Genomic DNA, 22,597 nt, shown 5'->3' with positions numbered 1-22,597 from the left:
TCTGTCGCAGGGTTTTTTGTACCCCAATAATCAAGCCTACACTATCACTTCATCCAGTTATAATAATTATATCATTCAATAAATTACCGGATATACCACATGTATAAATTGTCTTTACTCACCTCTATATTTTCAGTATCTTTTAACATCCTGTCACCATTTTTTCCGAAAAATGACGTATGTTTGTTGCCTGATTGCTAACGATCAAAACCTAAAAGAATACCAACCATGTCAAAAATAGCCGTTATCGGGACCGGTTTTTCAAGTCTTTCATGTGCTGCGTATCTTGCGAAAGACGGGCATGAAGTGATCGTTTTTGAGAAAAACAGTACCCCGGGCGGGCGATGCCGGCAGTTTGAAGAACAAGGATTTACCTTTGATATGGGGCCCTCCTGGTACTGGATGCCGGAGGTCTTCGAGCAATTCTATAACGATTTCGGGAAGACAACATCCGACTTTTATCAACTGGATCGCTTGTCCCCCTCCTACTCCATTCATTTCGGAGATGAACAAGCTGTTCCGGTTTCCGATAAACTGGATGAACTCAAGCAATTGTTTGAATCATTGGAAGCAGGTGCAGCCGCTCAACTGGATAAATTTCTGGCGGATGCAGCCATCAAATACGATTCCGGCATGAACAGGTTTGTGCACAAGCCTTCCCTTTCTGTTTTTGAATTTGCAAAATGGGAAATCGCGAAAGGATTCATGAAATTGGATTTGCTGAAAGCATTTTCCAAACACGTGCGTTCTTATTTCAAGCATCCACGGATCATTCAAATTCTTGAATTTCCGGTATTATTTCTCGGAGCAACACCACAGAATATTCCGGCGTTGTACAGCCTGATGAACTATGCTGATTTGGTCGGAGGTACCTGGTATCCGCAAAAAGGCATGTTTGAGATCATCAAAGCGATGGTGTCCATTTGTGAACAACAAGGTGTCACCATTCACTACAATGCAACCGTTGAAAAGGTCATAACAGAAACAGGGTCCGGAAAAGCGAAGGGAATTATTGTCAATGGAGTAGCACATGCATTTGACTCCATTGTCGGAGGTGCGGATTACCATCATGTCGATCAACAGTTACTTGACAATTCGTTTCGCAACTACACAGAAAAGTACTGGGATTCACGCGAAATGGCACCTTCCTGCCTGATTTATTACATCGGAGTGGGGAAAAAACTGGAGCACATCATTCATCACAACCTCTTTTTTGATGCCGATTTCGGGAAACACGCCGCTGAGATTTATACCGATAGAAAATGGCCTGAAAATCCCTTGTTTTACATTTGTGCACCAAGTGTGACGGACAAAACCGTAGCGCCGGAAGGATGTGAGAACCTGTTTTTGCTCATCCCGATCGCGCCGGGAATACAAGACAGTGAGCATGAACGTGAGCGGTTGTTTCAACAAGTGATGAACCGATTTGAGCGACTGACCAATCAATCAGTCCTTGAACACATTGTTTACAAACGTTCATACGCACTGAATGACTTCATCCGTGATTACAACGCCTACAAAGGAAATGCCTACGGATTGGCGAATACACTAAAACAAACCGCTTTTTTAAAACCTAAAATCCGCAATAAAAAATTGAACAACGTGTTCTATACCGGGCAACTGACAACTCCCGGCCCCGGAGTACCTCCTGCGATCATCTCAGGAAAGGTAGTTGCGGAATACATCAACAAACTGACGACTGAAAATACGTTATGAAGATAGTCTACGATAACATATCGAGTATAACAAGTAAAACGATTGCACAAACGTACAGCACTTCGTTCTCGATGGGAATTCGGCTGCTGAACAAAAAATTACAGGAACCCATCTATAACATCTACGGTTTCGTGCGCATCGCCGATGAAATAGTCGATTCATTTCACGACTGTCCGCAAGCGGATTTGTTGCAGGAATTCCGCCAGGATACTTACAATGCCATCGACCGGAAAATCAGCACCAATCCCGTGTTGCAGTCCTTTCAAAAAACCGTCAATGAATTCGGAATCGAACGGGAATTGATCGATACCTTCCTCGACAGCATGGAAATGGACCTTGAAAAAATCGATTACAACTCCGATTTGTATGAAAAATACATCCTGGGATCTGCTGAAGTGGTCGGTTTGATGTGCCTGCGCGTATTTGTCTATAAAAACGATGCGATGTACGAGGAACTCAAACCGTACGCCATGAAATTAGGGTCTGCTTTCCAAAAAATCAACTTCCTGCGTGATCTGAAAGATGACTATCAGGACCTGGGTAGAATTTACTTCCCGAACGTAGACATGTCCCGTTTTGACGAAACGACCAAAAAAGAACTGATAACGGAAATTGAACAGGATTTCAAGATCGGTTTGGACGGGATTAAGAAATTGCCGAAGTCATCGCGCTTTGGTGTATACCTGGCATATGTGTACTATACTAAATTGCTGGGATCCATTAAGCAACGACCGGCTCATACATTGTTAAATGAGCGTGTCCGGATCCCGGATCGCAAAAAATACACACTCCTGGTGAGTTCGTATGTCCGACACCAATTCAATTTTATCTAAGCATGAAAAAAGCGGTTGTCATCGGTTCAGGAATCGGAGGTTTAGCCACTGCTATCCGCTTGCAGGTAAAAGGATTTGATGTCCATGTATATGAAAAAAATGACTATCCCGGAGGTAAACTGACCGTGCTTGAGGCAAATGGGTTTCGTTTTGATGCAGGTCCTTCCGTATTTACATTACCGGATTTGGTGACTGAACTTTTTGAGCTGGCCGGTAAAAACCCAACGGATTATTTTGAATACATCCAACATCCCGTTTCAGCCAGGTATTTCTGGAATGACGGAACAGTGTTTGAAGCACCGGCCAATAAAGACGCGTTTATTGAAGCTGCGACACACCAATTTGGTGAAGCGCGGCAACACATTCTCAAATACCTGGACGACAGTGAACGAAAATACCGGATCAGTAAACCGGTGTTCCTGGAAAAAAGTGTTCACCTCAAAAAAAATTATTTCAGCCGTGCGTACCTGAAGTCCTATCCTGCACTTGTCGGAATGGACATCTTCAAGTCGCTACATGCAACCAATAAAAAATTCATCCGGCATCCGAAACTGGTACAGGTTCTGGATAAATTTGCATCCTACATCGGATCCGATCCTTATCGAACGCCGGGTATTATGAGTCTGATGCCTCACCTGGAGATTACAGAAGGGGTGTTCTTCCCGAAAAACGGGATGCACGACATTACAAACAGCATCTATCAATTGGGAAAAGACATTGGGGTTCAGTTTCATTTCGGTGCTCCGGTCGAAAAAATAGTAACGGAAGGAAAACAGGCAACAGGGATTGTTGTCAACGGAACATTTATCAAAAGTGACCTTGTTTTCAGTGGAGCAGATGCACATTTTACGCACCGACACCTACTGGAAGAAAAGAAACTTCCGGCATCCGTTTTACAGGAACGTTCCAGCTCGGTCGTTGTCTTTTACTGGGGCATCAATCGGAAATTCCCGGAACTGGATCTGCACAACATGTTCTACCCGGATGATTATGCCGCTGAATTCAACGGTATTTTCTCCACAGGAAAGGTGATTGACGATGCTTCTGTGTACATCCACCGTTCGTGTGAAGTGGTTCCGTCTGATGCTCCGGAAGGAATGGAAAACTGGTTCGTAATGGTCATGACACCAAGCGACACTCAACAGATCAATGATCAGGCAATCGCACAGATTCGAAACAATACGATTGCCAAACTGAATAAGGTACTAACGACTGATCTGGAACAGCACATTGTTTTTGAAGATCACCTGTCACCGCGGTTGATTGAGAAAAAAACCAATTCGTACCAGGGAGCTCTACACGGAATTTCCAGTAATTCGGCTTTTTCTTTTTTCAAACGACATTCCAATTTTTCCAAATCGTACAAAAATTTGTATTTTGTGGGAGGAAGTACACATCCCGGAGGAGGAATTCCGCAATGTTTGCACTCCGCTAAAATCGCAACTGAACATGTTTGAACACATTCGCACATATCGCTTCCCGATCTCATTGATCTGTCTGGTGATCTACTACATTGTCGGTATTACGCTACTCACAACGAGTGAGGACAAAGAAGCAATTATCCGGCTCACACCATTTACGTTAATGTTCACAACAGCCGTCCTGTTGCTCAATCACGTTCACTGGTCAAAAAAACTGATTTTTCCCATTGGGATTATTATTTTGCTGGGATTTCTGGTAGAAGTCGTCGGAACACAGACAGGATTGCCCTTTGGTTTGTATTCGTATTCCGATGTATTGGGCGTAAAACTATTCAATACACCGTTGGTGATGGGGATCAACTGGGGAATGCTGGTGTACGCGGGCACCTTATTCATTCATCCTATGAAACTGCCGGCGTGGTCAAAACCTGTTTTAACGGGTGCATTGCTTGTAATCCTGGATATTTTCATCGAACCTTTTGCCATCAAATGGAACTTGTGGCAATGGCTGGAAACAGTACCCCCGTTGCAAAATTATATGTCGTGGGCTGTTATTGCCATGTGTTTTTCCTGGTTGTTGGGTAAAACCCTTACTCCTGAAATGAGTAACAAAATGGCACTACCTGTTTTAGTGATACAATTTCTTTTTTTCGTAATTTTAGCAAATTAGTTGGACGATGTTGTGGATTATTTACATATTGATAGGAATCGCTACCGTATTTTTCATGGAGTTTGTAGCGTGGTTTTCCCATAAATACCTCATGCACGGTTGGGGTTGGTTTCTCCACAAGGACCACCACCAGAAGACCGGGGGGTTCTTTGAAAAAAATGATTTATTTTTTGTCATTTTCGCCATTCCCAGCTGGTTGACCATCATGTTCGGATGGATTTATCAGAATTGGTTCGTCGTTTCATTTGGATTTGGTGTGGCCGCATACGGACTGATCTATTTTCTGGCACATGATGTGCTGGTTCACCGCCGCTTTAAATGGCTGGACGGTATTGATAACCGTTATTTCAAAGCCATTCGCATGGCACACAAAGTTCACCACAAAAACCGTTTCAAAGAAGGAGGTTCCTGCTTTGGATTTCTCATTATTCCGAAAAAATATTTTAAAAAGAACTGATGGAGTTTTATTACCTATACCTGAATTTATTCTCGATCATGTGCCCGATCGTTTTAAGTTTCGATAAAAATGTCCGGTACATTAAAAAATGGCGGTATTCCATTATCTCAATCATTGCATCCTTCTTTATTTTTTTACCGTGGGACTTGTATTTTCACAGCCTGGGGGTTTGGTGGTTCAATGAAAAATATACCCTCGGCATCCATTTATTCGGCTTGCCGCTGGAAGAAAACATCTTCTTTGTAGCCATCCCTTTTGCCTGTATTTTTGTGTTGGAATGTGTCCGGTATTACCTCCCGGGCTTTGTTCAGAAAGTTGACTCCCGGCTGAATTGGGTTGCACTTGTCATTTTCAACGCTGCAACCATCACCTTGCTGATTGTATTCTGGGAAAAATTGTATTCGTTTACCGTTTTCGGATTGACACTGGTATTGGTCAACCTGAGTGTATTGTTATTCCGGAACTACATTGCCCTGTGCCTGGTTTCCCTGTTGTTCATCTTCATTCCGTTCTTCCTGATAAACGGCGCATTGACGGGAGGATTCACCCCCGAACCCGTTGTACTTTACAGCAATGATTTCATCAGCGGAGTCCGCATTTGGACCATTCCGATTGAAGATTTCTTCTACAATACATTGATGATGATCAGTTTATTTTTCTTTTATTTTGCCTGGCAGAAACTGATTCTGAAAAGACAAACAATCTGACGCGAACGGTATAAAATTCTCTGCCGACAGTTAAAAAAACACAAGAAATAACCTCCCGGGTACTTTTCTGATTGCCTTCGTCTAATTTTCCGGTATTCTCTCTCATTTTTCATTAACTTTGAACGATGTCGAAGCAGAAGTACCGGTTTAACCAGGAGAAATTATCGTACGAAGTTGTTCGTGAGAGCCTTGGAAAGCGCATTTTCAAGTGGTTTCTCTTTGCCGCACCCAGTATCGTAATGGGGTTGGTACTTGCTTTTTTCTTCAGCCAGCGAATGGCAACCCCCAAAGAAGCCCAATTAAAAAGAGACCTGGAAGCGATGAGCCTCCGGTATGCAGAACTAAACAATAATATCGCGACTGTTCACCAGGCATTGGACGCCATTGAAAAACGAGACAAGGACCTGTACAGGGTCGCACTGTACGCTGATGAATTCCCGGAAGAATTCCGACAAATGGGGATCGGGGGAAGCAGTAAATACGATTACCTGTCCAGTTACTCTACCGGTGAGTTGATGAAAGAATCATCCCAACAGATGGATTTGCTGGAGCAACGTATTCTGGGACAAAGTCTTTCGCTCCGGGAACTACAGAAACTGGCAAAGGAAAAAGAGAAATTGCTGCAATGTGTTCCGGCCATTCAACCTGTACGGAATGTAGATTTGAACAGAATTGTTTCCGGGTTCGGGTGGAGGGTAGATCCCATCTATAAGACAAGTCGGATGCACACCGGTGTCGATTTTACTGCGGATATCGGAACAGATGTCTATGTAACGGGAGACGGTGTTGTAGAAGAATTGGAGAATGGTTCCTGGGGATATGGAAAATGCATCGTAGTCAATCATGGATTCGGCTACAAAACCCGCTATGCACACTTAAGCGCGTTTAAAGTAAAGCTCGGACAGAAAGTAAAACGCGGCGAATTGATCGGATTGGTTGGAAATACAGGAAAGAGTACAGGTCCTCACCTGCATTATGAAGTAGAAATGAACGGCAACAAAATCGACCCGATCAATTTCTTTCATTCGGACCTCTCTCCGGAAGAATATGAAAAACTGATTGAGATGAGTCAGCAATCATACAAAGCATTCGATTAGACAATTAAACAACAACAGATGGTATTCAACGTTTTAATTTTAATTATTGTTATTACGGTACTTATTTCCTTCTCTGCACTCAACAACAAGGATTTACTGTACCGATTCATGTTTATTCCGACGCGGGTACAGGAATCCGGAGAAAAATACCGGTTCTTTTCACACATGTTCATTCATGCTGATTACGGACACCTGATCTTCAATATGCTCTCTCTGTATTTTCTGGGAAGCTTTATGCTCAATATGGAAGGAGGAACTTATTTAGACGGAAGCGGCGGAATCATTGAAGTACAGGACGGATGGATTCAGAAATACGGTTTTTGGGGCGGTCAGGCGTTATTTGTTGCGCTTTACTTTGCGGGAGGTTTGTTCGCAACACTTCTTCCGTATGCCCGCAATAAAAATAATCCCGGATACATGTCACTCGGAGCTTCAGGAGCGGTTTCGGCTGTTATTTTTGCCGCTATTCTCTGGAACCCGACGATGAAATTACATTTACTCTTTATTCCGATTGGAATTCCGGCCTATATCTTCGGCCCGCTGTACATCGCTTACGAAATTTACATGGACAAACGTGGAAATACGGGAATTGCACACGATGCACATATCGGCGGGGCAATTTTTGGGATTTTATTCGTTTTATTTACTAATATTGATGCCGGAAAACGGTTTATTGATTTAATCTTTTAATGATGCTTTACGTCAACAACAACGAGACAATTATACCAGCAGAGGAATTCAGCATTCACTCCGGAAGTCGCGCGTTTTTGTATGGTGACGGCGTCTTTGAAAGCATCCGGATTCGCAACGGGATTCCCATTAACCTGGAGAATCACATCAAACGGATGCTGGAGGGGGCAAAAGCGATCAAAATCCGTGTTCCGTCCTACTTCACGACTGAATTTTTTGACATCCGTATCCGGGAGTTGTGCAAAAAATCGGGAATCACACTGGGTGGTTTCTGCCGCTTGTCGCTAGACAGGATGAATGGTGGAAAGTACAAACCTGAAACCAATGATGCGCAGTTCTTCATTGAAGTAAAACCCGTCGATCACAACGATTTTATATTGAACACAAAAGGATTGGAAGTTGATATCTTTACGGATTTGAAAAAGCAAAAAAATATGCTTGCCAACTTCAAGCTTAAAAACTGCTTGTTGTCGATCATGGCGAGTATCAAAGCACAGGAGCGCCAGTTAGACGACTTGTTGATCAGTAATGACACCGGTGGAATCCTGGAAAGTTCCAGCAGTAATTTATTTGTTGTTTCCAATGGTGTATTGTACACTCCCGGGCTGGAAGAAGGTTGTTTAGCAGGAACCATGCGCATGCAAATTATCAATCTGGCCATTCGCAACAATATCCGGGTGTACGAATCCAATATTCTCCCCCAAAACTTGCTCGTTGCAGATGAAATTTTCCTCACCAACGCCATTTCAGGCATTACCTGGGTGAGTGGTTACAGAACCAAACGGTATTTCAACAATACAGCAAAACGACTAACCCACTTACTCAATGAGTACTGGGATGAAGACCTGAACAACAGGTTGATTTAATCTTCACTCGGTTTTAATTTCGCTTCTCTTCTTCGGATAATCAATCGCAGTGAAGAATTATAGGTAAAATAATTCCATACCCAGTTGATAAAAATAATCCACTTGTTTTTGATGCCGAAAATGGAACGCAGGTGGACAAACATCCAGGTAAACCATGCCAGGAAACCACCGAATCGTTTTCTCGGCAATTCCACTACCGCTTTGTTGCGTCCCACTGTTGCCATGGAACCTAAATTTTTATACTTGAACGGTTTTAACGGTCCATTGTGTACCATCATTTTAAAATTCTTCGCCAGGTTTTTCCCTTGTTGCATGGCCGGCTGTGCCATTTGCGGATGTCCTTTCGGGTATTCTTCGGACAACATGGCTGCGATATCTCCGATCGCGAAGATGTTTTCATACCCGATCACACGGTTGTAATCATCTACTTTCAAGCGGTTTCCGGGTACTACTTCCGCTTTTGTCAATCCATCGATCATGTTTCCTTTGATTCCTGCAGACCAGATCAGCGTTTTGGAATGGATGTCGTCTCCTCCTTTCAATTTTACCACCGAACCGTCGTAATCTTCCACCAATGTCGCTAAACGGATTTCCACACCTAATTCTTTGAGGTAATGGTGCGCTTTCTCACTGGATTCAGGATGCATGGCACCCAATACTCGTGGTCCTCCTTCCACCAGGATAATTTTCATTTTGGAAAAATTCAGTTCCGGGTAATCTTTCGGAAGGATGTTACTTTTCATTTCTGCCAATGCTCCCGCAAGTTCTGTTCCGGTCGGTCCTCCTCCCGCTACAACAAAGGTCAGGTAACTTTCCTGTTCGCTTTCCTGCACGCTCAATGCCTGTTCAAACCGTTCCAGGATGGTATTTCGCAAATGCAGCGACTGCACCAGGCTTTTCATCGGAAGGGAATGCCGTTCAATGTTTTCGTTTCCGAAGTAATTATTTCCTGCACCTGTTGCAATAACCAGGTAGTCATACTCTAAGTCTCCCAGTGAAGTGACAATTTTATGTTCTTCCGGGATGATCTGTTGAACAGAAGTCATCCGGAAGTGTATGTTCTTTGATTTTTGAAAAACTTTCCGAAACGGAAACACAATGGAACTTGTTTCCAGACCACATGTTGCAACCTGATAAAACAAGGGCTGAAACTGGTAAAAATTGTTCCGGTCGATCAAAACAACCTGGTAATCTGATGCTGATAAATCTTGTGAAATCTGCAGTCCTCCGAAACCTCCTCCGACAACTACGATACGTTTTTTTGCATTTTTTTCAATACGAATTTCCATACCTTTCTTTTGACAGGTTAACAGCATGGATATAGTGTCACAAATTTAAACAAAAGAAAATGATTTACACAAAAAACGGGTGAGAATGTTCACCCGTTTTTTTGCTTATTTCATTGCGAAAACGACCGTTTATTTGGAAATAATCTTGAACTCTGTTCTTCTGTTTTCCTGGTGTGCCGCTTCTTTTTCTTTGGTTGTTTTCAACTTCGCGATATCCGCATCTGAAAAGATCAACTGTTCTTCTCCGTACCCTTCGGAAGTCAGACGATTCGCGGCAATTCCTGCTTTGATCAGGTAATCAACCACTTCTTTTGCCCTGTTTTTAGACAGCTCTTTATTTGATTCATCCGAACCACGTGAATCCGTATGTCCGGAAATCTGGATTTTCAGTGTCGGGTTGTCGTTCATCAGCTTAATCAAACGATCCAACTCTGTTTTTGATTCAGGACGCAATGAATATTTCGCCAGGTCGTAGAAGATGTTTCGCAGAACGATTACCTCTCCGATCTCGATTTTCTTCATGTATACATCCTTATTGTACTCCTGATAGTCGGCTCCTTTCGGAATATCAAAATTCTCCGAGTGAAACAAATACCCGTCCGACTTTACTGCAATTCCATAATTTTTACCGGCAGGTAATGAAACCAGGAACTTCCCTGTTACCGGATCCGATTCAAACTCAGCCAGTGATTCTCCTTTCACATTGTCAATTAATTCGATGTATGCGTGAATCGGCTTCCTGGTCTTATCATCGTATACCGTTCCTTTCAATAAGGCCAATTCTCCTCTTCTGTTGGAAATGATCGGTTCTACCGCTTTTTCAGCAATGATCACATCCAAACCGGCCAACAGAATATCTTCCGAATTCAACATCGGCTTTTTCTCTTCTCCCAGGAATGTAACCTTGTACAAATCCTTTTCTCCCATTCCATCCTCGCGGAATGATGTCATGTAACCATAGCGACCGCTTGCTGTCACAACAAAGAAAACATCATCGTCCGGTGTGTTGATCGGAGTCCCCATGTTGATCGGATCCATGAACGTTCCGTCAGGGCGCAATTCCGTATAAAACACATCGTATCCTCCGATGGAATTATGTCCTTTTGAAGAAAAGTAAATTGTTTTTCCATCCGGGTGAATGAACAATCCGTCTTCGTGATAAGGTGTATTGATATTATCCGGTAAACGCACCAGGTTGTCCCATTTTTTCTTCACCGGATCCCACGTTACGTAGTAAATATCCTTGTCTTTTTCCATTTTATCCTTACTCCCCGGGATCGGTCGACTGGAAACAAAGTACAGGCGTTTTCCGTCGTTGCTGTACCATGCTGAAGATTCATGATACGGAGAACAGATGATGTCATCCATCTTCTTTGGTTTACTCCACGCATCACCTGTCCGGATACTTTCATAGATATTTCCGTCTCCTTTATCGTCGATGTACACCAACATTTTAGATCCGTCGGGGCTCAGTGCCACCGTCGCATCGTGTCCTTTTGTATTGATCGGAGCACCCAGATTTGTCGCTTTCGACCATCCGTTCCCTTCTTTTTTCGCATGGAAAATATCTTCAAAATACCCGCCGTTGATTTCGTCTATTCCTCCTCCTGTTGTGGTATTTCTCCTGGAAGTAAAATAAATTTCCGACCCGTCGGCATTCATGATCATACAGTATTCCGGGTATTCCGTATTGATATTTGCGCCCATATTGTCAATGAACACACGCACAGGTGTCTGTTCCAGCTTCTTCCCTGACTTACATTCTGCAATTTTTTTGGTCGCTTCTTTTAATAATTCCACATTGGAACCTTTCACATTCGCATTCTGAGAAGCATACTCATTGTAATACTTAATCGCGTCATCCCACTTTTTATGCAGGTGATAACTGTATCCCAGGTAATACTTTAATTCCGGGTTGACAGCCGGGTTGAGCTTCACTGCTTTTTCAAAATACGGCAATGAACGTGTCCGGAAATTTGTGTTGATGTAGCACATTCCGATTTTATAATTCAACTCCGCATTATTGGGATTAAAACTGTATGCTTTTTCATAAAACGGAAGTGCTGATTTATAGTCGGCAAAGGGTTGCGCCAGGTAAAATTTATCTCCCTGTTCAATGTTTTTTACCGCTTCTTTCAATCCGTCTTTGTCTTCTTTGAAAGCAGATTTATCAAACGGCGTGTCTACCTGTGCAAATAAGATTCCTGTAAACAGGATCGCTGTCAGTATCGTTAAAAATTGTTTCATAGTTGTAGCTTAGAAATTATAACACTCGTTATTTGAATAATAAGACCCTGCGGCATCGATCCCCAGTTCGGCAGCTTTTGACCAATCCTGGCAGGATTGTTTGTCGTTTCTCAACATTTCATACGCAATTCCGCGGTTGTAATAGGCATATCCGTACTCCGGGTTCAGTTTAATTGCCTGATCACAAGTTTTCACCGCATCGTTGTATTTTTCCTGCTTGAGGTAAACGGATGCTTTGTTATTGTAAGCGTATGCATAATCCGGCTTCATTCGGATTACTTCATCAAAATCTGCCAGTGCTCCGGCATAATCTCCTTTTTCATACTTGGCATATCCCCGGTTGTTGTAAGCCAGGTAAAAATCTTTGTCCAGCGCAATTGCTGCATTGTACGCTCCGATTGCCAGATCGTATTGTCCTTTTTTGCGGTAAGCGGTTCCCAGGTTGTTGTGTGCGACCTTTAAAGTTTTATCAATTGTAACGGCTTTTTTATAATCTGCAATGGCGTCATCCAATTTGCTTTGCTCTTTGTAGATACTACCTCTGTCATTGTAGGCAAACGCAAAAGACGGATCGATTTTGATGATCTTGTTCAGATCTTCCAGAGCTTTGTCGTACTCTTTTTGCTGAAACAGAAGCAGTGAACGTTTGTACAGGTACTTCACTTCCTGATCGTTAGCTTTGATTGCATCACCGATATATTTCAACGCATTTTCTGTATCATTTTTATCGGAATAAATCAACCCGATTTCATACAAAGCCGCGTGATTTGCCGGATTCAATTCGTTTGCTTTCTGAAAATCGGCAATGGCCTGTTCCTGTTGCTGCAAGGCGGCATGGCTCAATCCCCTGTTAAAATAAGCCAGTTCAAAATTTGCGTACGCGTTGATCGCCTGTGTGTATTTTTCCACAGCAAGGGGATAATTTTTGGATTGATACGCAACGATTCCTTCGTTGTAAGCTGTTTCAGCCTCCAGGGGCATCTGGCTTTTTAAGGCGTCCAGTTCACTTTGTGTGAGCACTTTAATTTCTTCCTGCCCGGTTGCTGTACCCAGTAAAAAGACAGCTGAGCATACCAATAAGATTTGTTTTCGCATGAAAGATAGCATTTTATGTAGCAAACCAAAGATAATTAAAAATATGAATCTCAACCCTTGTGGTTCCAAAAAGTCTGAAAAAACAAAAACCCCTGCATCGAACGGTACGACGCAGGGGTTTGAGATGCTTTTATTTATGTGGGTTATTTTTTTGCTGTTGTCCCTACAGGTCCGTAGTTGATCAGTTCAACATAAAAGCACAATGCACCGTTCTGATATGCCAGTTCCGACGGAATATACAAGCGGTACTTCCCTCCTTTTTTCAATTGCGGAAATGCCATTGTCCATCCCGGAATTACCGACTGAAGTCCGATCGTCAGCGGCTGTCCTCTGTCGAAAGATGTTTCCAACGTATCACCTGCTGTGCTTGTAAGGATGTAGTGTGCAACCACCTCATCGGATACTGCAGGGGAACCACCTTTTCCTTCCTGGATTGTTTCAATCACAATTCCTCCGTCAATTGTACGTGTGTTTGCCAGTGTTTTCGCTTTATCAAGAAACGGCTTGTCCAGTTCTTTCATTTTTTTCACTTGCGCGGTCTGTACTTCCGTCTGGAATTTTGTCAGCAACGAAGCACGCTCGCCTTTGTCCAGAATCGTATCGCGTTGATTCAACGCATCACGGTAACCGATTGCCAGGTATTTCATGTCAAAATTCTGTAATTGGTCGACTTCTTTCAACATTTGGTACAAACGTGAACCGTTCATTTTTCCGAAACACTCAGATCCTGCTACCCGTTTCGTAGAATCCGGGTTCATGAAATTCATTCCAAATGCATCCACTACCACTTCCTGACACGATGAATAATCTTTGTCATTCAATGATTGTTCAAAACCAACAGCCAATGCACCTAAGTCCAGGATAGCTGCTTCCTGTCCGGCATTCACAATCGGCGCTGCGAAATCAGCCCCCAATGCATACGACAATTTTTGTTTTTCCGATTCGAAGGTTACTACTTCTTCTTGTTTTTCTCCACTGCATGCCAGCAACAAAGCAACCGGCAACACGAACATAAATCCTTTTTTCATCTTATTTAAAATCTAATAATTCAACATCAAAAATCAAAGCCATATAGGGTTGGATTACTCCTCCCGGAGCATTGGATCCGTACGCTAATTCCTGTGGGATGTACAAACGGTACTTTGAACCTTTCCGCATCAACTGCAATGCTTCCGTCCATCCCGGAATTACCTGGTTCACACCAAACGTTGCCGGTGTCCCTCTCTGAACGGAACTGTCGAATACCGTTCCGTCGATCAATGTTCCGTGGTAATGTACTGTCACCTGGGATGTTGGGCCCGGATGCGCACCTTCTCCTTCATTTAATACTTCATACTGCAGCCCTGTAAGCGTGGTTTTCACCCCGTCTTTTTTAAAGTTTTCGGACAAGAAAGCCTCTCCCGCTGTTTTGTTTACAGCAAATTGTTGCTGCATTGCAGTCTGCATATATTGTTGGATGATTGCGTTTGCTTGTTCCGGTGTAAACTTCAATTCTTTCCCCTGGAACACATCTTCAACTGCTTCTGAAAAAACATCAATGGAGAGATTGCCAAGATTTTGCTGCATCAGACTCTCTGCGATACTCATTCCTACACAGTAACTAACCGCATTTAATTCTTCACTCATTCTTTTAAATTTTGAGACAAATGTAACGACAAATTATTGATAAATAAGTTCATTTAGCGGAACAATCCGCAAACATTTTTGATCTTTTTGTGATTTATTCAATTCTTATCTCTATCTTTGTGCCGTCCAAAAGTGGACTACATAATAATTATTAAATAATATTGGCATGTATTTAAATACAGAAAAAAAGAAAGAAATCTTCGCTAAACACGGAGGTGCTGAAACAAACACAGGTTCAGCGGAAGGTCAGATTGCATTGTTCTCATTCAGAATTTCGCACTTGACTGAGCACTTGAAGAAAAACAGACACGATTTCGCAACGCAACGCGCACTGCAATTGTTGGTTGGTAAGAGAAGAAGTCTTTTGGATTATTTGAAGAAAAAAGATATCGAAAGATACCGTTCTATCGTTAAAGAATTAGGATTACGTCGTTAATTCTTACGTTAGTAAATTTATTGAAGAGGGGACATCGATTTCGGTCGGATGTCCCTTTTTTCGTTAATTTGTAAATAAATAAAAAATGAATATAGGAATCAAAAAGTCCATCATTACCGGAGGAAAGGAAATTTCCATTGAAACGGGAAAACTGGCTAAACAAGCCGATGGTTCGGTAGTGTTACGAATGGGCGACACCATGATTTTGGCAACAGTAGTAGCTGCCAAAGAAGCAAAGGAAGGGGTAGATTTCCTTCCGTTAACTGTAGACTATAAAGAAAAATTCGCTGCCGCGGGTCGAATCCCCGGAGGTTTTTTCCGAAGAGAGGCACGTCCTTCTGAACGGGAAATCCTGGTGATGCGTATTGTCGACCGTGCGCTACGTCCGCTTTTCCCGGATGATTATCACGCAGAAGTGCAATTAATGATGCAATTGATCTCGTATGACGGGATCAATAGCCCGGATGCATTGGTAGGTTTTGCCGCTTCAACTGCAATTGCGGTTTCTGACATTCCGTTCAACGGACCAATGTCCGAAGTACGTGTCGGTCGTATTAATGGTCAGATGATCATCAACCCAACATTGCAAGAGCAGGAAGTATCCGATTTTGATATCATTGTTGCCGGTACTGCGAAGGACATCAACATGGTAGAAGGTGAAATGAAAGAAATTTCTGAGGAAGAAATGGTTGAAGCAATCAAATTAGCTCACGAAGAAATTAAAAAACACTGTCAGTTCCAGTTGGATTTAGCTGCTGAAATCCCTGCAGCAAACCCGAAAAGAGAATATTCACACGAAACACACGACGAAGAATTCCGTAAAAAATTATACGATTTTGCATTCGAAAAATGTTGTGCTGTTGCGCGTCAGGGATTGGCTTCTAAAGAAAAGCGTGCCGAATTATTTGATGCTGTGAAAGAAGAGTTCAAAGCTCAGTTTACAGAAGAAGAACTGGAAACATACAGCCCGTTCATCGGCCCTTATTTCAAGGAAACAATGAAAAAAGCGGTTCGTACTGTAATGTTGGACGAAAGTATTCGTCTGGACGGACGTAAATTTGATGAAATCCGTCCGATCTGGTCAGAAGTAGATTACTTGCCATCCGCTCACGGTTCTGCGATTTTTACACGTGGAGAAACACAAGCGTTGATGTCATTGACATTGGGAGGAAAAATGGATGAGCAAATGATTGACGATGTAACGTTCGCAGGAACTGTTCCATTCATGTTGCATTACAACTTCCCGCCGTTCTCAACAGGAGAAGCACGTCCGATCAGAGGAACTTCCCGTCGTGAGATCGGTCACGGAAACCTGGCATTGCGTGCGTTGAAACCGGTTTTACCTGCTGATAACGCATACACGATTCGTCTGGTTTCTGAAATTTTGGAATCCAACGGTTCTTCTTCCATGGCAACGGTTTGTTCCGGAACATTGGCACTGATGGACGGTGGTGTTCAAATCACAGCACCTGTATCCGGAATTGCAATGGGATTGGTTGCTGACGGGGGTAAATTTGCCGTTCTTTCTGACATTTTAGGAGATGAAGATCACTTAGGTGACATGGACTTCAAAGTATGTGGTACCGCAAAAGGAATCACTGCTTGCCAGATGGATATCAAGGTTGACGGATTGCCTTACGAAATCTTAATTAAAGCATTGAATCAGGCAAAAGCAGGACGTTTACATATTTTGAATAAAATCATTGAAACGATTGCTCAACCAAATCCTGATTTCAAACCGCATACACCACGTATCGAAGCATTCAACGTTCCGAACGATACCATCGGTGCAATTATCGGACCTGGAGGAAAAATCATTCAGCAATTGCAGAAAGACACGAAAACAACCATTACCATCGAAGAGTTGGCAACAGGTGAAGGTCGTGTGCAAATCATGTCCAACAACGGAGATGACATGGCAGAAGCAATTCGCAGAATTAAATTGATTGCTTTCCCTCCTCAGGTTGAAGAAGGTGCAGAGTACGAAGGAAAAGTAAAAGGAATCAAAGAATTCGGATGTTTCGTGGAAATTCTTCCCGGAACAGACGGGTTGATTCACATTTCCGAGTTCTCATGGGAGAAAGTAGCGAAAATGGAAGATGTAGTAAAAGAAGGAGACGTATTGAAGTTTAAAGTTGTCGGAAAAGATCCGAAAACGAAAAAATGGAAATTGTCCCGTAAAGTTTTATTGCCGAGACCGGAAAAAACAGAGGCGAATTAATCTTCGTCTGACGGTATAAAGAGAAAGGGAATGCATGTTTTGTATTCCCTTTTTTGTTTCTCTGTCACTGAATTTTGAAACCATCGCACTTTTCATTACCTTTGCACGGTCAAAACAAACAATCATGGCAAATAAAAGAGATATTAAGAAAATCGTAAACAGTGTTATTTTTGACATTGTTGAGGAAAGTTACTCCGTTCAATTGTTCAACGAAAGCAAAGCAGAGGCCAGTAACAAAATCATTGATGCAGCAGCAACCGTTCAGGACGAATTATTGAGCAGAATCAGCCAGGCAAAATCAAAAGCGGATTTCAAGTCTATTTATGCTGATTTTGAGAGCAAAACAGACGAGCTGTACGATCAGGTAAATAAATTGTAAGAGAAATCTTCATTTTTTTAGGTCAAGGTTATTGTAGAATTAAATTTTATTGTTAGCTTTGCCCCCGCAATTAGGTCAAAACACTGTTGTTTTGAGGGAACGTTGTGAAACTGTCCCATGGTGTAACTGGCAACACGTCTGATTTTGGTTCAGAAGAGTCTAGGTTCGAGCCCTAGTGGGACAACAGATTAAATCCTCGGTTTTCACCGGGGATTTTTTTTATTGTATTATCTTTCCTGAAAATTCCTAAAAAATAAGATATTTGTTTTCGGCAATGAAAACAAGTAGTATTGTTTAAAATATTACGAACCAGAAGCATAATTGTCTTAATTCATTTTGAAAATATGAAAAAAACAGTACTTATAGCTTGTTTGATACTGTCAGACATAATTGCATTACAAGCACAGGAAATTTTTGAAGATACGAATAACCTATATGGCCTCAAAGATAAAACCGGAAACATCATCGTTTCCGGAAAATATGATGATGCTAATGATTTCTCCGAAGGTGTAGCTCTAGTAAGGTTAAATGGGAAATATGGTTACATTGATCAAACAGGCAAAGAAATAATACCGTTGAAATATGACGGCGCAGATAAGTTTCAGGAAGGTTTGGCAGGAGCTGCGATTATTGACAAGGAAGAACAACGTCGTAAATATGGTTTTATCGACCAAACGGGAGAAGTAATCATTCCATTGAAATATCACACAGTAGAATATTTTTCAGATGGTTTAGCGGCAGTAAAATTGGATGGTAAATGGGGGTTTGTGGATAAGACAGGGAAAGAAATCATCCCACTGAAATACAAATATGTAGGGTATTTTTATGACGGCTTGGCAGTTGTACAACTAAACGATAAATTTGGTATTATCGATAAAACAGGAAACGAAGTAATTCCTTTGATATATAGTAAATTACGGGGTTTCAGTGGAGAATTTGCTGCTGTAAAACTAAATGATAAATGGGGCTTTGTTGACAAAACAGGGAAAGAAGTTATTCCAATTCAATACGATGAAGTTTGGGACTTCGGGGAAGGTTTCGGGAGAGTAAAACTTAACGGAGAATGGATCGTTATTGATAAAACAGGAAAAAAGGTAATGTAACTGGGGCATTAACAAATGATATTTTAATCCTAAATTTGGTTGTGTTGTTCACTCCGTTGAGTTATTCCTATTAAAAATGTGGTCATCTAACTTGTTTAAATTATCTGAAAAACCAAATCCCGAAATCGTCGATCTCTTGACGGAGGTGACACTCGGAACAACAGGTGTACGCTACAAACATTTAGATACGGCCAAACGCGTAACACAAATAGATCATCCTTTATTTTTTTACATACAGCGACAGCAAAAAGTGTTGGGCAACATCACCTTTTGCCGACGAAACCAAGATTGGTACATCCGCTATTTTGCATTCAGAACAAGTCTCCAGCGATCTACGGATACAAAAACGGAAGACAAAAGCAATAGCTTACTGAAAACGGAAATAGAACGCTTTTTCCAGTCAGCAATCAAAGGTGATGTGGATGGAAATGACGTCAGCCATTTATATGCCTACATTGATCCGAAAAATGATCGAAGTAAATGGATGAGCAGGAATTTCAATTTCCAAACGGTAGCTCAGCTTTCCACACAAACATTCAGCCGGTTGTTTGCCCGAAAATCTTCCCGATTTAAGATCATTGACGCTACAGATAATGAAATGCAGCAACGCATTTGCCAGGTGTTTCAGCACCATGCATTCTTTTTCGAGTACTATCTGGATAAAGATCCGTTTGCTGTCATTGAAAATGAACAGGGAGAAATCGTTGCTTTTTCAAGAATCTCAACGGCTCATTGGCGCATTGAAAGCTTAGGCGGTAAATGGGGTGAACAGAAAGCAAAATTAGTGAGCAAACTCCCTGTTTTAAACAGGTTGGTCAATCCGGAAAAACATACATTTGTTGTCCCCGATTCCGTTTGGATAAAAGACAATGATCCGGTCCTATTGACCGAATTGTTTGAAAGTCTGATTGCACATACCCAAGCCAATATGCTCATCTGGTGGGTAGACAATAAGGAATTACTGTATCAGGAAACAAAATACCGCGTCAAATGGGGACCTTTACATCCGATTTTGGGAGTATCGCAGGTAGATGTTGTATGCCGTTCAAAAACAGGAAAAGCGGAAGCATTAACGAATCCGTTGTATGTAGTGGCAATAGATGCTATTTGATGTGTGTACGGTTTCATCAAAATTTTAAATCGACTTATTGAAACAATAGATGACATCCTCAATGAAGGTGAGATGTTTATCTGTGTAACTCTAACTGCGCATACCTCTTTTCCAGTGCTTCTTTATAAGCACATTTCATTTCATCCGACAGAAAGGAACGGTTGATCCATTCCAATGCTTTTGAATAGTTGTTGATCATTCGTTTAAAAGTTCCGTCTATTTGTTTTTTTGTCAATCCTAATCCTGTTCCCAGATTTACAAAATGATCCTTTCTTAATTTCTTTCTTTTCCCGGATAATGTTAAAGCCAACTCATCATGATCCGCAGGATTTACAATGGTAACATTCAACAAATCATAAGCTGGAGCCAATATCCATCCGGATGAACCTTCAATCATTGAAAAGTTCTTCAGATGCATATCATTGTTACCTGTTAAAAACGAAAATAAGGCCAGTTCAAAGTAAAAAATCTTATCCAGGAGTGTGTTACTGGAGTAATTATCCAGCGCTTTGCCGACTTTCTCCATGGAGCTCCTGTACTTATCAAATGATTCCGTAATTTGAAACATATCAATCATATGAATCTTTTCTCCGGTTTCCATTCGGTCGACACGTTTGGTGATGTAAGATAATTCTCCGGAAGCCAATCGAATCAATGAGGAAGGAACTACGCGAATTCCAAACGCTTCTGCAATCCGCATGGTGACATGTTCATTTGCAGGCATTTCAGGAAACCGATCCAAAGGTGGTTTGAAGATATAATTTCCACCCAATGCACCAACGACGGTTAATCGGGCACCTGATTTCTCTTTTGTTGCTTTTACAACTGACATAGACAGTTTGGGCTGGACACCCGGAACCGCTACACTCATTTCCACGACATTTTTTGCCAATTCATCCATTTGATCCAATGAATAGTCGATTGTGGGCAAGGAGGAAGTTCCAAAGAATGCCATAACACATTTTTCGTGAAAATCCTGATGTGAGTCAACGGGATTATAACAATACAAACATTTATTCGCCATCTTCTGCAGGTATTGGTTCAACACTTACTGCTCCAATACAGTTTTTACAGCATGCGAGGAGCAATCCCATTCGGTCATTCGGATTTATTTTCCAGCTTTTAGCAGCAATGTCCAGTAGCCAACCTTCCGGGATGAGACCTTCGAAGAAAGGAAATAATCGTTTTTCTGTATAGGGTTTATCGGTTACCGGCATGGTAAACGTAATGAAATCTTCGGGATGTTCTTTCACATAACTCAGATCGTACTGAAATACGTATTCCCCTTCATTGGTTTCAGTGATTGTTCCTGCCAGGCGATCTTTGTAGTATACTTTTCCTTGTCTCACACTTCAATATCATTACTTTTTACCGGAGCTAATTCGTGACCGAACATACTTAACACCAGGTTAACCTTATCCATATTCAAATTTGTTCTACCTTGCTCTATTTTACGAATAACTGTAAGTGCTACACCTGCACGTTCTGCAAATTCCTCCTGAGTAAGATTGACCTCTTTTCTACGTTCTTTGACAAATACTGCTAACTGTTTCATTATATGCTTTTAAATATAGTAACAAACAAATATACTAAATTATATGTAAAAGAATATAATTTATTTTTTAAATCTACTTTTATATGCATTAACATATAAAAAAATTGCAATTCTCTACTTCCTCCTTTGGAGGAGGATTGAGGAGGAGGACATCTTCAGCAAGATAAAAAACAGGTATTTACACCTGAAAATCAATTGATAATTATTGGTAGTATTGCCAGATAAATTCACCTGAATGACACTGACAACACAACTCCAGCAACCGATTACATCCATTGACCAGGTAATTGATGAACTCAACAACATCATTGAATGGAGCATCCGGCACAACAGCCGGATTGGTTATTTTGCCGTTTTATACCACCGGGTTACCTGCCGCATTAAGGAAGGAATTGAACGTGGGGAATTTGAAGACGGAAAACGCATGGAGCGGTTGGACATTCTGTTCGCTACGCGCTACATCCATGCATGGCAGGAATGGACGAACCACAAAACACCCACACAAAGTTGGGAAGTGGCATTTGAAGCAACAAAAAATACGTCTACCATCATCTTGCAACACATGCTGTTGGGAATCAATGCGCACATCAACCTGGATCTGGGCATCGCTACGAATGAAACCATGCAACAACAGCCCTGTATCGAAGGAATTCTCCACGACTTTGACACCATTAATTCCATCCTGGCCTCACTCGTGGATGAAGTAGAAAAGGACCTGAGTAAAGTTTCCCCGATGATCTGGCTGGTGCAAAAATTCGGAAAAGGGTATGAAGATAAACTGGCGACTTTCAGCATTGACATCGCGCGAACAGGTGCCTGGTACTTCGGTTGCATGCTGCACGTTGCGGAAGAAGACAACTCACTCATCCAAACCCGGGATCAATCCATTGCAGCACTCGGGCAAAATCTGGCCAAACCGAAGAGTAAAATACTGAGAACCTTGGTGTGGCTGGCAAGTCTCTTTGAACGGGGAAAACCAAGCGAGGTCATTGAAAAATTGCGGTATGTCGTCAAAGCCGCAGCGGAAAAAAGTGTGGAGAAGATGGATTTTTCGTATGTTAAACAACACTAACTATAA

23 protein-coding genes and 1 tRNA gene are annotated in these 22,597 nt (G+C 41.9%); 16 read left to right on the top strand and 8 right to left on the bottom strand.

The annotated features are described in order from the left end of the window. Positions 1–228 precede the first annotated feature (228 nt). The 9 genes from H9Y05_RS07715 (at position 229) to H9Y05_RS07675 (ending at position 8,457) form a co-directional block, all read left to right on the top strand. On the top strand, positions 229–1,716 hold the full coding sequence (locus H9Y05_RS07715) for a phytoene desaturase family protein (RefSeq protein WP_216713947.1): 1,488 nt from the start codon (positions 229–231) through the stop codon (positions 1,714–1,716). Then, the gene (locus H9Y05_RS07710) at positions 1,713–2,549 is read left to right on the top strand and encodes a phytoene/squalene synthase family protein (protein WP_216713946.1); all 837 of its coding nucleotides are present in this window, start codon (positions 1,713–1,715) and stop codon (positions 2,547–2,549) included. Before H9Y05_RS07715 ends, H9Y05_RS07710 begins: the two co-directional genes overlap by 4 nt. Before the next feature lie 2 nt (positions 2,550–2,551). Next, complete coding sequence (crtD, locus tag H9Y05_RS07705) at positions 2,552–4,006, top strand: 1-hydroxycarotenoid 3,4-desaturase CrtD (protein WP_163489755.1); 1,455 nt, start codon at positions 2,552–2,554, stop codon at positions 4,004–4,006. Then, positions 3,999–4,640 carry a carotenoid biosynthesis protein gene (locus tag H9Y05_RS07700; protein WP_163489754.1) on the top strand — a complete coding sequence of 214 codons (642 nt, stop codon included), beginning with the start codon at positions 3,999–4,001 and terminating at the stop codon, positions 4,638–4,640. Before crtD ends, H9Y05_RS07700 begins: the two co-directional genes overlap by 8 nt. Before the next feature lie 7 nt (positions 4,641–4,647). After that, positions 4,648–5,097, top strand: a complete 450-nt coding sequence (locus H9Y05_RS07695) for a sterol desaturase family protein (RefSeq protein ID WP_163489753.1) — start codon at positions 4,648–4,650, stop codon at positions 5,095–5,097. Then, entirely contained in the window at positions 5,097–5,804 is a 708-nt protein-coding gene (locus tag H9Y05_RS07690) for a lycopene cyclase domain-containing protein (protein WP_163489752.1), read from the top strand. The genes H9Y05_RS07695 and H9Y05_RS07690 overlap by 1 nt, the downstream gene beginning before the upstream one ends. A 125-nt stretch (positions 5,805–5,929) precedes the next feature. Further along, a complete protein-coding gene (locus tag H9Y05_RS07685; RefSeq protein ID WP_163489751.1) occupies positions 5,930–6,901 on the top strand; it encodes a M23 family metallopeptidase in 972 nt (323 codons plus the stop codon). Between the two features lie 18 nt (positions 6,902–6,919). Then, entirely contained in the window at positions 6,920–7,591 is a 672-nt protein-coding gene (locus H9Y05_RS07680) for a rhomboid family intramembrane serine protease (protein WP_216713945.1), read from the top strand. A 2-nt stretch (positions 7,592–7,593) separates the two neighbouring features. Next, on the top strand, positions 7,594–8,457 hold the full coding sequence (locus H9Y05_RS07675; RefSeq protein ID WP_163489749.1) for an aminotransferase class IV: 864 nt from the start codon (positions 7,594–7,596) through the stop codon (positions 8,455–8,457). Here the strand turns inward: H9Y05_RS07675 and H9Y05_RS07670 are convergent. The 5 genes from H9Y05_RS07670 to H9Y05_RS16465 form a co-directional block, all read right to left on the bottom strand. Beyond that, positions 8,454–9,746: an NAD(P)/FAD-dependent oxidoreductase gene (locus H9Y05_RS07670; protein ID WP_216713944.1), complete on the bottom strand. Its 1,293-nt coding sequence runs from the start codon at positions 9,744–9,746 to the stop codon at positions 8,454–8,456. The genes H9Y05_RS07675 and H9Y05_RS07670 overlap by 4 nt on opposite strands. A gap of 129 nt (positions 9,747–9,875) precedes the next feature. Continuing rightward, positions 9,876–11,993, bottom strand: coding sequence for an OmpA family protein (locus H9Y05_RS07665; protein WP_163489747.1), 2,118 nt, complete (start codon positions 11,991–11,993; stop codon positions 9,876–9,878). A gap of 9 nt (positions 11,994–12,002) precedes the next feature. After that, a complete protein-coding gene (locus H9Y05_RS07660; protein ID WP_163489746.1) occupies positions 12,003–13,088 on the bottom strand; it encodes a tetratricopeptide repeat protein in 1,086 nt (361 codons plus the stop codon). A gap of 143 nt (positions 13,089–13,231) precedes the next feature. Then, complete coding sequence (locus H9Y05_RS07655) at positions 13,232–14,116, bottom strand: FKBP-type peptidyl-prolyl cis-trans isomerase (RefSeq protein WP_163489745.1); 885 nt, start codon at positions 14,114–14,116, stop codon at positions 13,232–13,234. A gap of 1 nt (position 14,117) precedes the next feature. Then, positions 14,118–14,714: an FKBP-type peptidyl-prolyl cis-trans isomerase gene (locus tag H9Y05_RS16465; RefSeq protein ID WP_163489744.1), complete on the bottom strand. Its 597-nt coding sequence runs from the start codon at positions 14,712–14,714 to the stop codon at positions 14,118–14,120. A 166-nt stretch (positions 14,715–14,880) separates the two neighbouring features. Here H9Y05_RS16465 and rpsO point away from each other — a divergent pair, with 166 nt between their 5' ends. From rpsO to H9Y05_RS07620, 6 genes are all read left to right on the top strand, one after another. After that, positions 14,881–15,150, top strand: a complete 270-nt coding sequence (rpsO, locus tag H9Y05_RS07645; RefSeq protein ID WP_163489743.1) for a 30S ribosomal protein S15 — start codon at positions 14,881–14,883, stop codon at positions 15,148–15,150. An 85-nt stretch (positions 15,151–15,235) separates the two neighbouring features. Continuing rightward, on the top strand, positions 15,236–17,371 hold the full coding sequence (locus H9Y05_RS07640) for a polyribonucleotide nucleotidyltransferase (RefSeq protein WP_163489742.1): 2,136 nt from the start codon (positions 15,236–15,238) through the stop codon (positions 17,369–17,371). 124 nt (positions 17,372–17,495) lie between these two features. Beyond that, positions 17,496–17,750 carry a hypothetical protein gene (locus H9Y05_RS07635; RefSeq protein ID WP_163489741.1) on the top strand — a complete coding sequence of 85 codons (255 nt, stop codon included), beginning with the start codon at positions 17,496–17,498 and terminating at the stop codon, positions 17,748–17,750. 111 nt (positions 17,751–17,861) lie between these two features. After that, positions 17,862–17,934: transfer RNA gene (locus H9Y05_RS07630), tRNA-Gln, on the top strand. Positions 17,935–18,094: 160 nt separating this feature from the next. Continuing rightward, positions 18,095–18,853 carry a WG repeat-containing protein gene (locus tag H9Y05_RS07625; RefSeq protein WP_216713943.1) on the top strand — a complete coding sequence of 253 codons (759 nt, stop codon included), beginning with the start codon at positions 18,095–18,097 and terminating at the stop codon, positions 18,851–18,853. A gap of 76 nt (positions 18,854–18,929) precedes the next feature. After that, positions 18,930–19,964 carry a hypothetical protein gene (locus H9Y05_RS07620; RefSeq protein ID WP_216713942.1) on the top strand — a complete coding sequence of 345 codons (1,035 nt, stop codon included), beginning with the start codon at positions 18,930–18,932 and terminating at the stop codon, positions 19,962–19,964. Between the two features lie 76 nt (positions 19,965–20,040). Here H9Y05_RS07620 and H9Y05_RS07615 read toward each other — a convergent pair whose 3' ends face one another. From H9Y05_RS07615 to H9Y05_RS07605, 3 genes are read right to left on the bottom strand one after another with little or no spacing between them, the layout of a single operon-like run. After that, a complete protein-coding gene (locus H9Y05_RS07615; protein WP_317170288.1) occupies positions 20,041–20,919 on the bottom strand; it encodes a HipA domain-containing protein in 879 nt (292 codons plus the stop codon). A gap of 58 nt (positions 20,920–20,977) precedes the next feature. Beyond that, positions 20,978–21,313 (bottom strand): HipA N-terminal domain-containing protein, encoded by a 336-nt coding sequence (locus tag H9Y05_RS07610; protein WP_163489738.1) that lies wholly within the window; start codon positions 21,311–21,313, stop codon positions 20,978–20,980. Then, a complete protein-coding gene (locus H9Y05_RS07605) occupies positions 21,310–21,519 on the bottom strand; it encodes a helix-turn-helix domain-containing protein (protein WP_163489737.1) in 210 nt (69 codons plus the stop codon). The genes H9Y05_RS07610 and H9Y05_RS07605 overlap by 4 nt, the downstream gene beginning before the upstream one ends. Positions 21,520–21,754: 235 nt before the next feature. Here H9Y05_RS07605 and H9Y05_RS07600 point away from each other — a divergent pair, with 235 nt between their 5' ends. Continuing rightward, on the top strand, positions 21,755–22,591 hold the full coding sequence (locus H9Y05_RS07600; protein WP_163489736.1) for a DUF5995 family protein: 837 nt from the start codon (positions 21,755–21,757) through the stop codon (positions 22,589–22,591). Positions 22,592–22,597 lie beyond the last annotated feature (6 nt).

The organism is Taishania pollutisoli, from assembly GCF_014518315.1.
GTDB lineage: Bacteria > Bacteroidota > Bacteroidia > Flavobacteriales_D > Crocinitomicaceae > Taishania > Taishania pollutisoli.
This window is presented reverse-complemented; position numbering and strand designations above follow the sequence as displayed.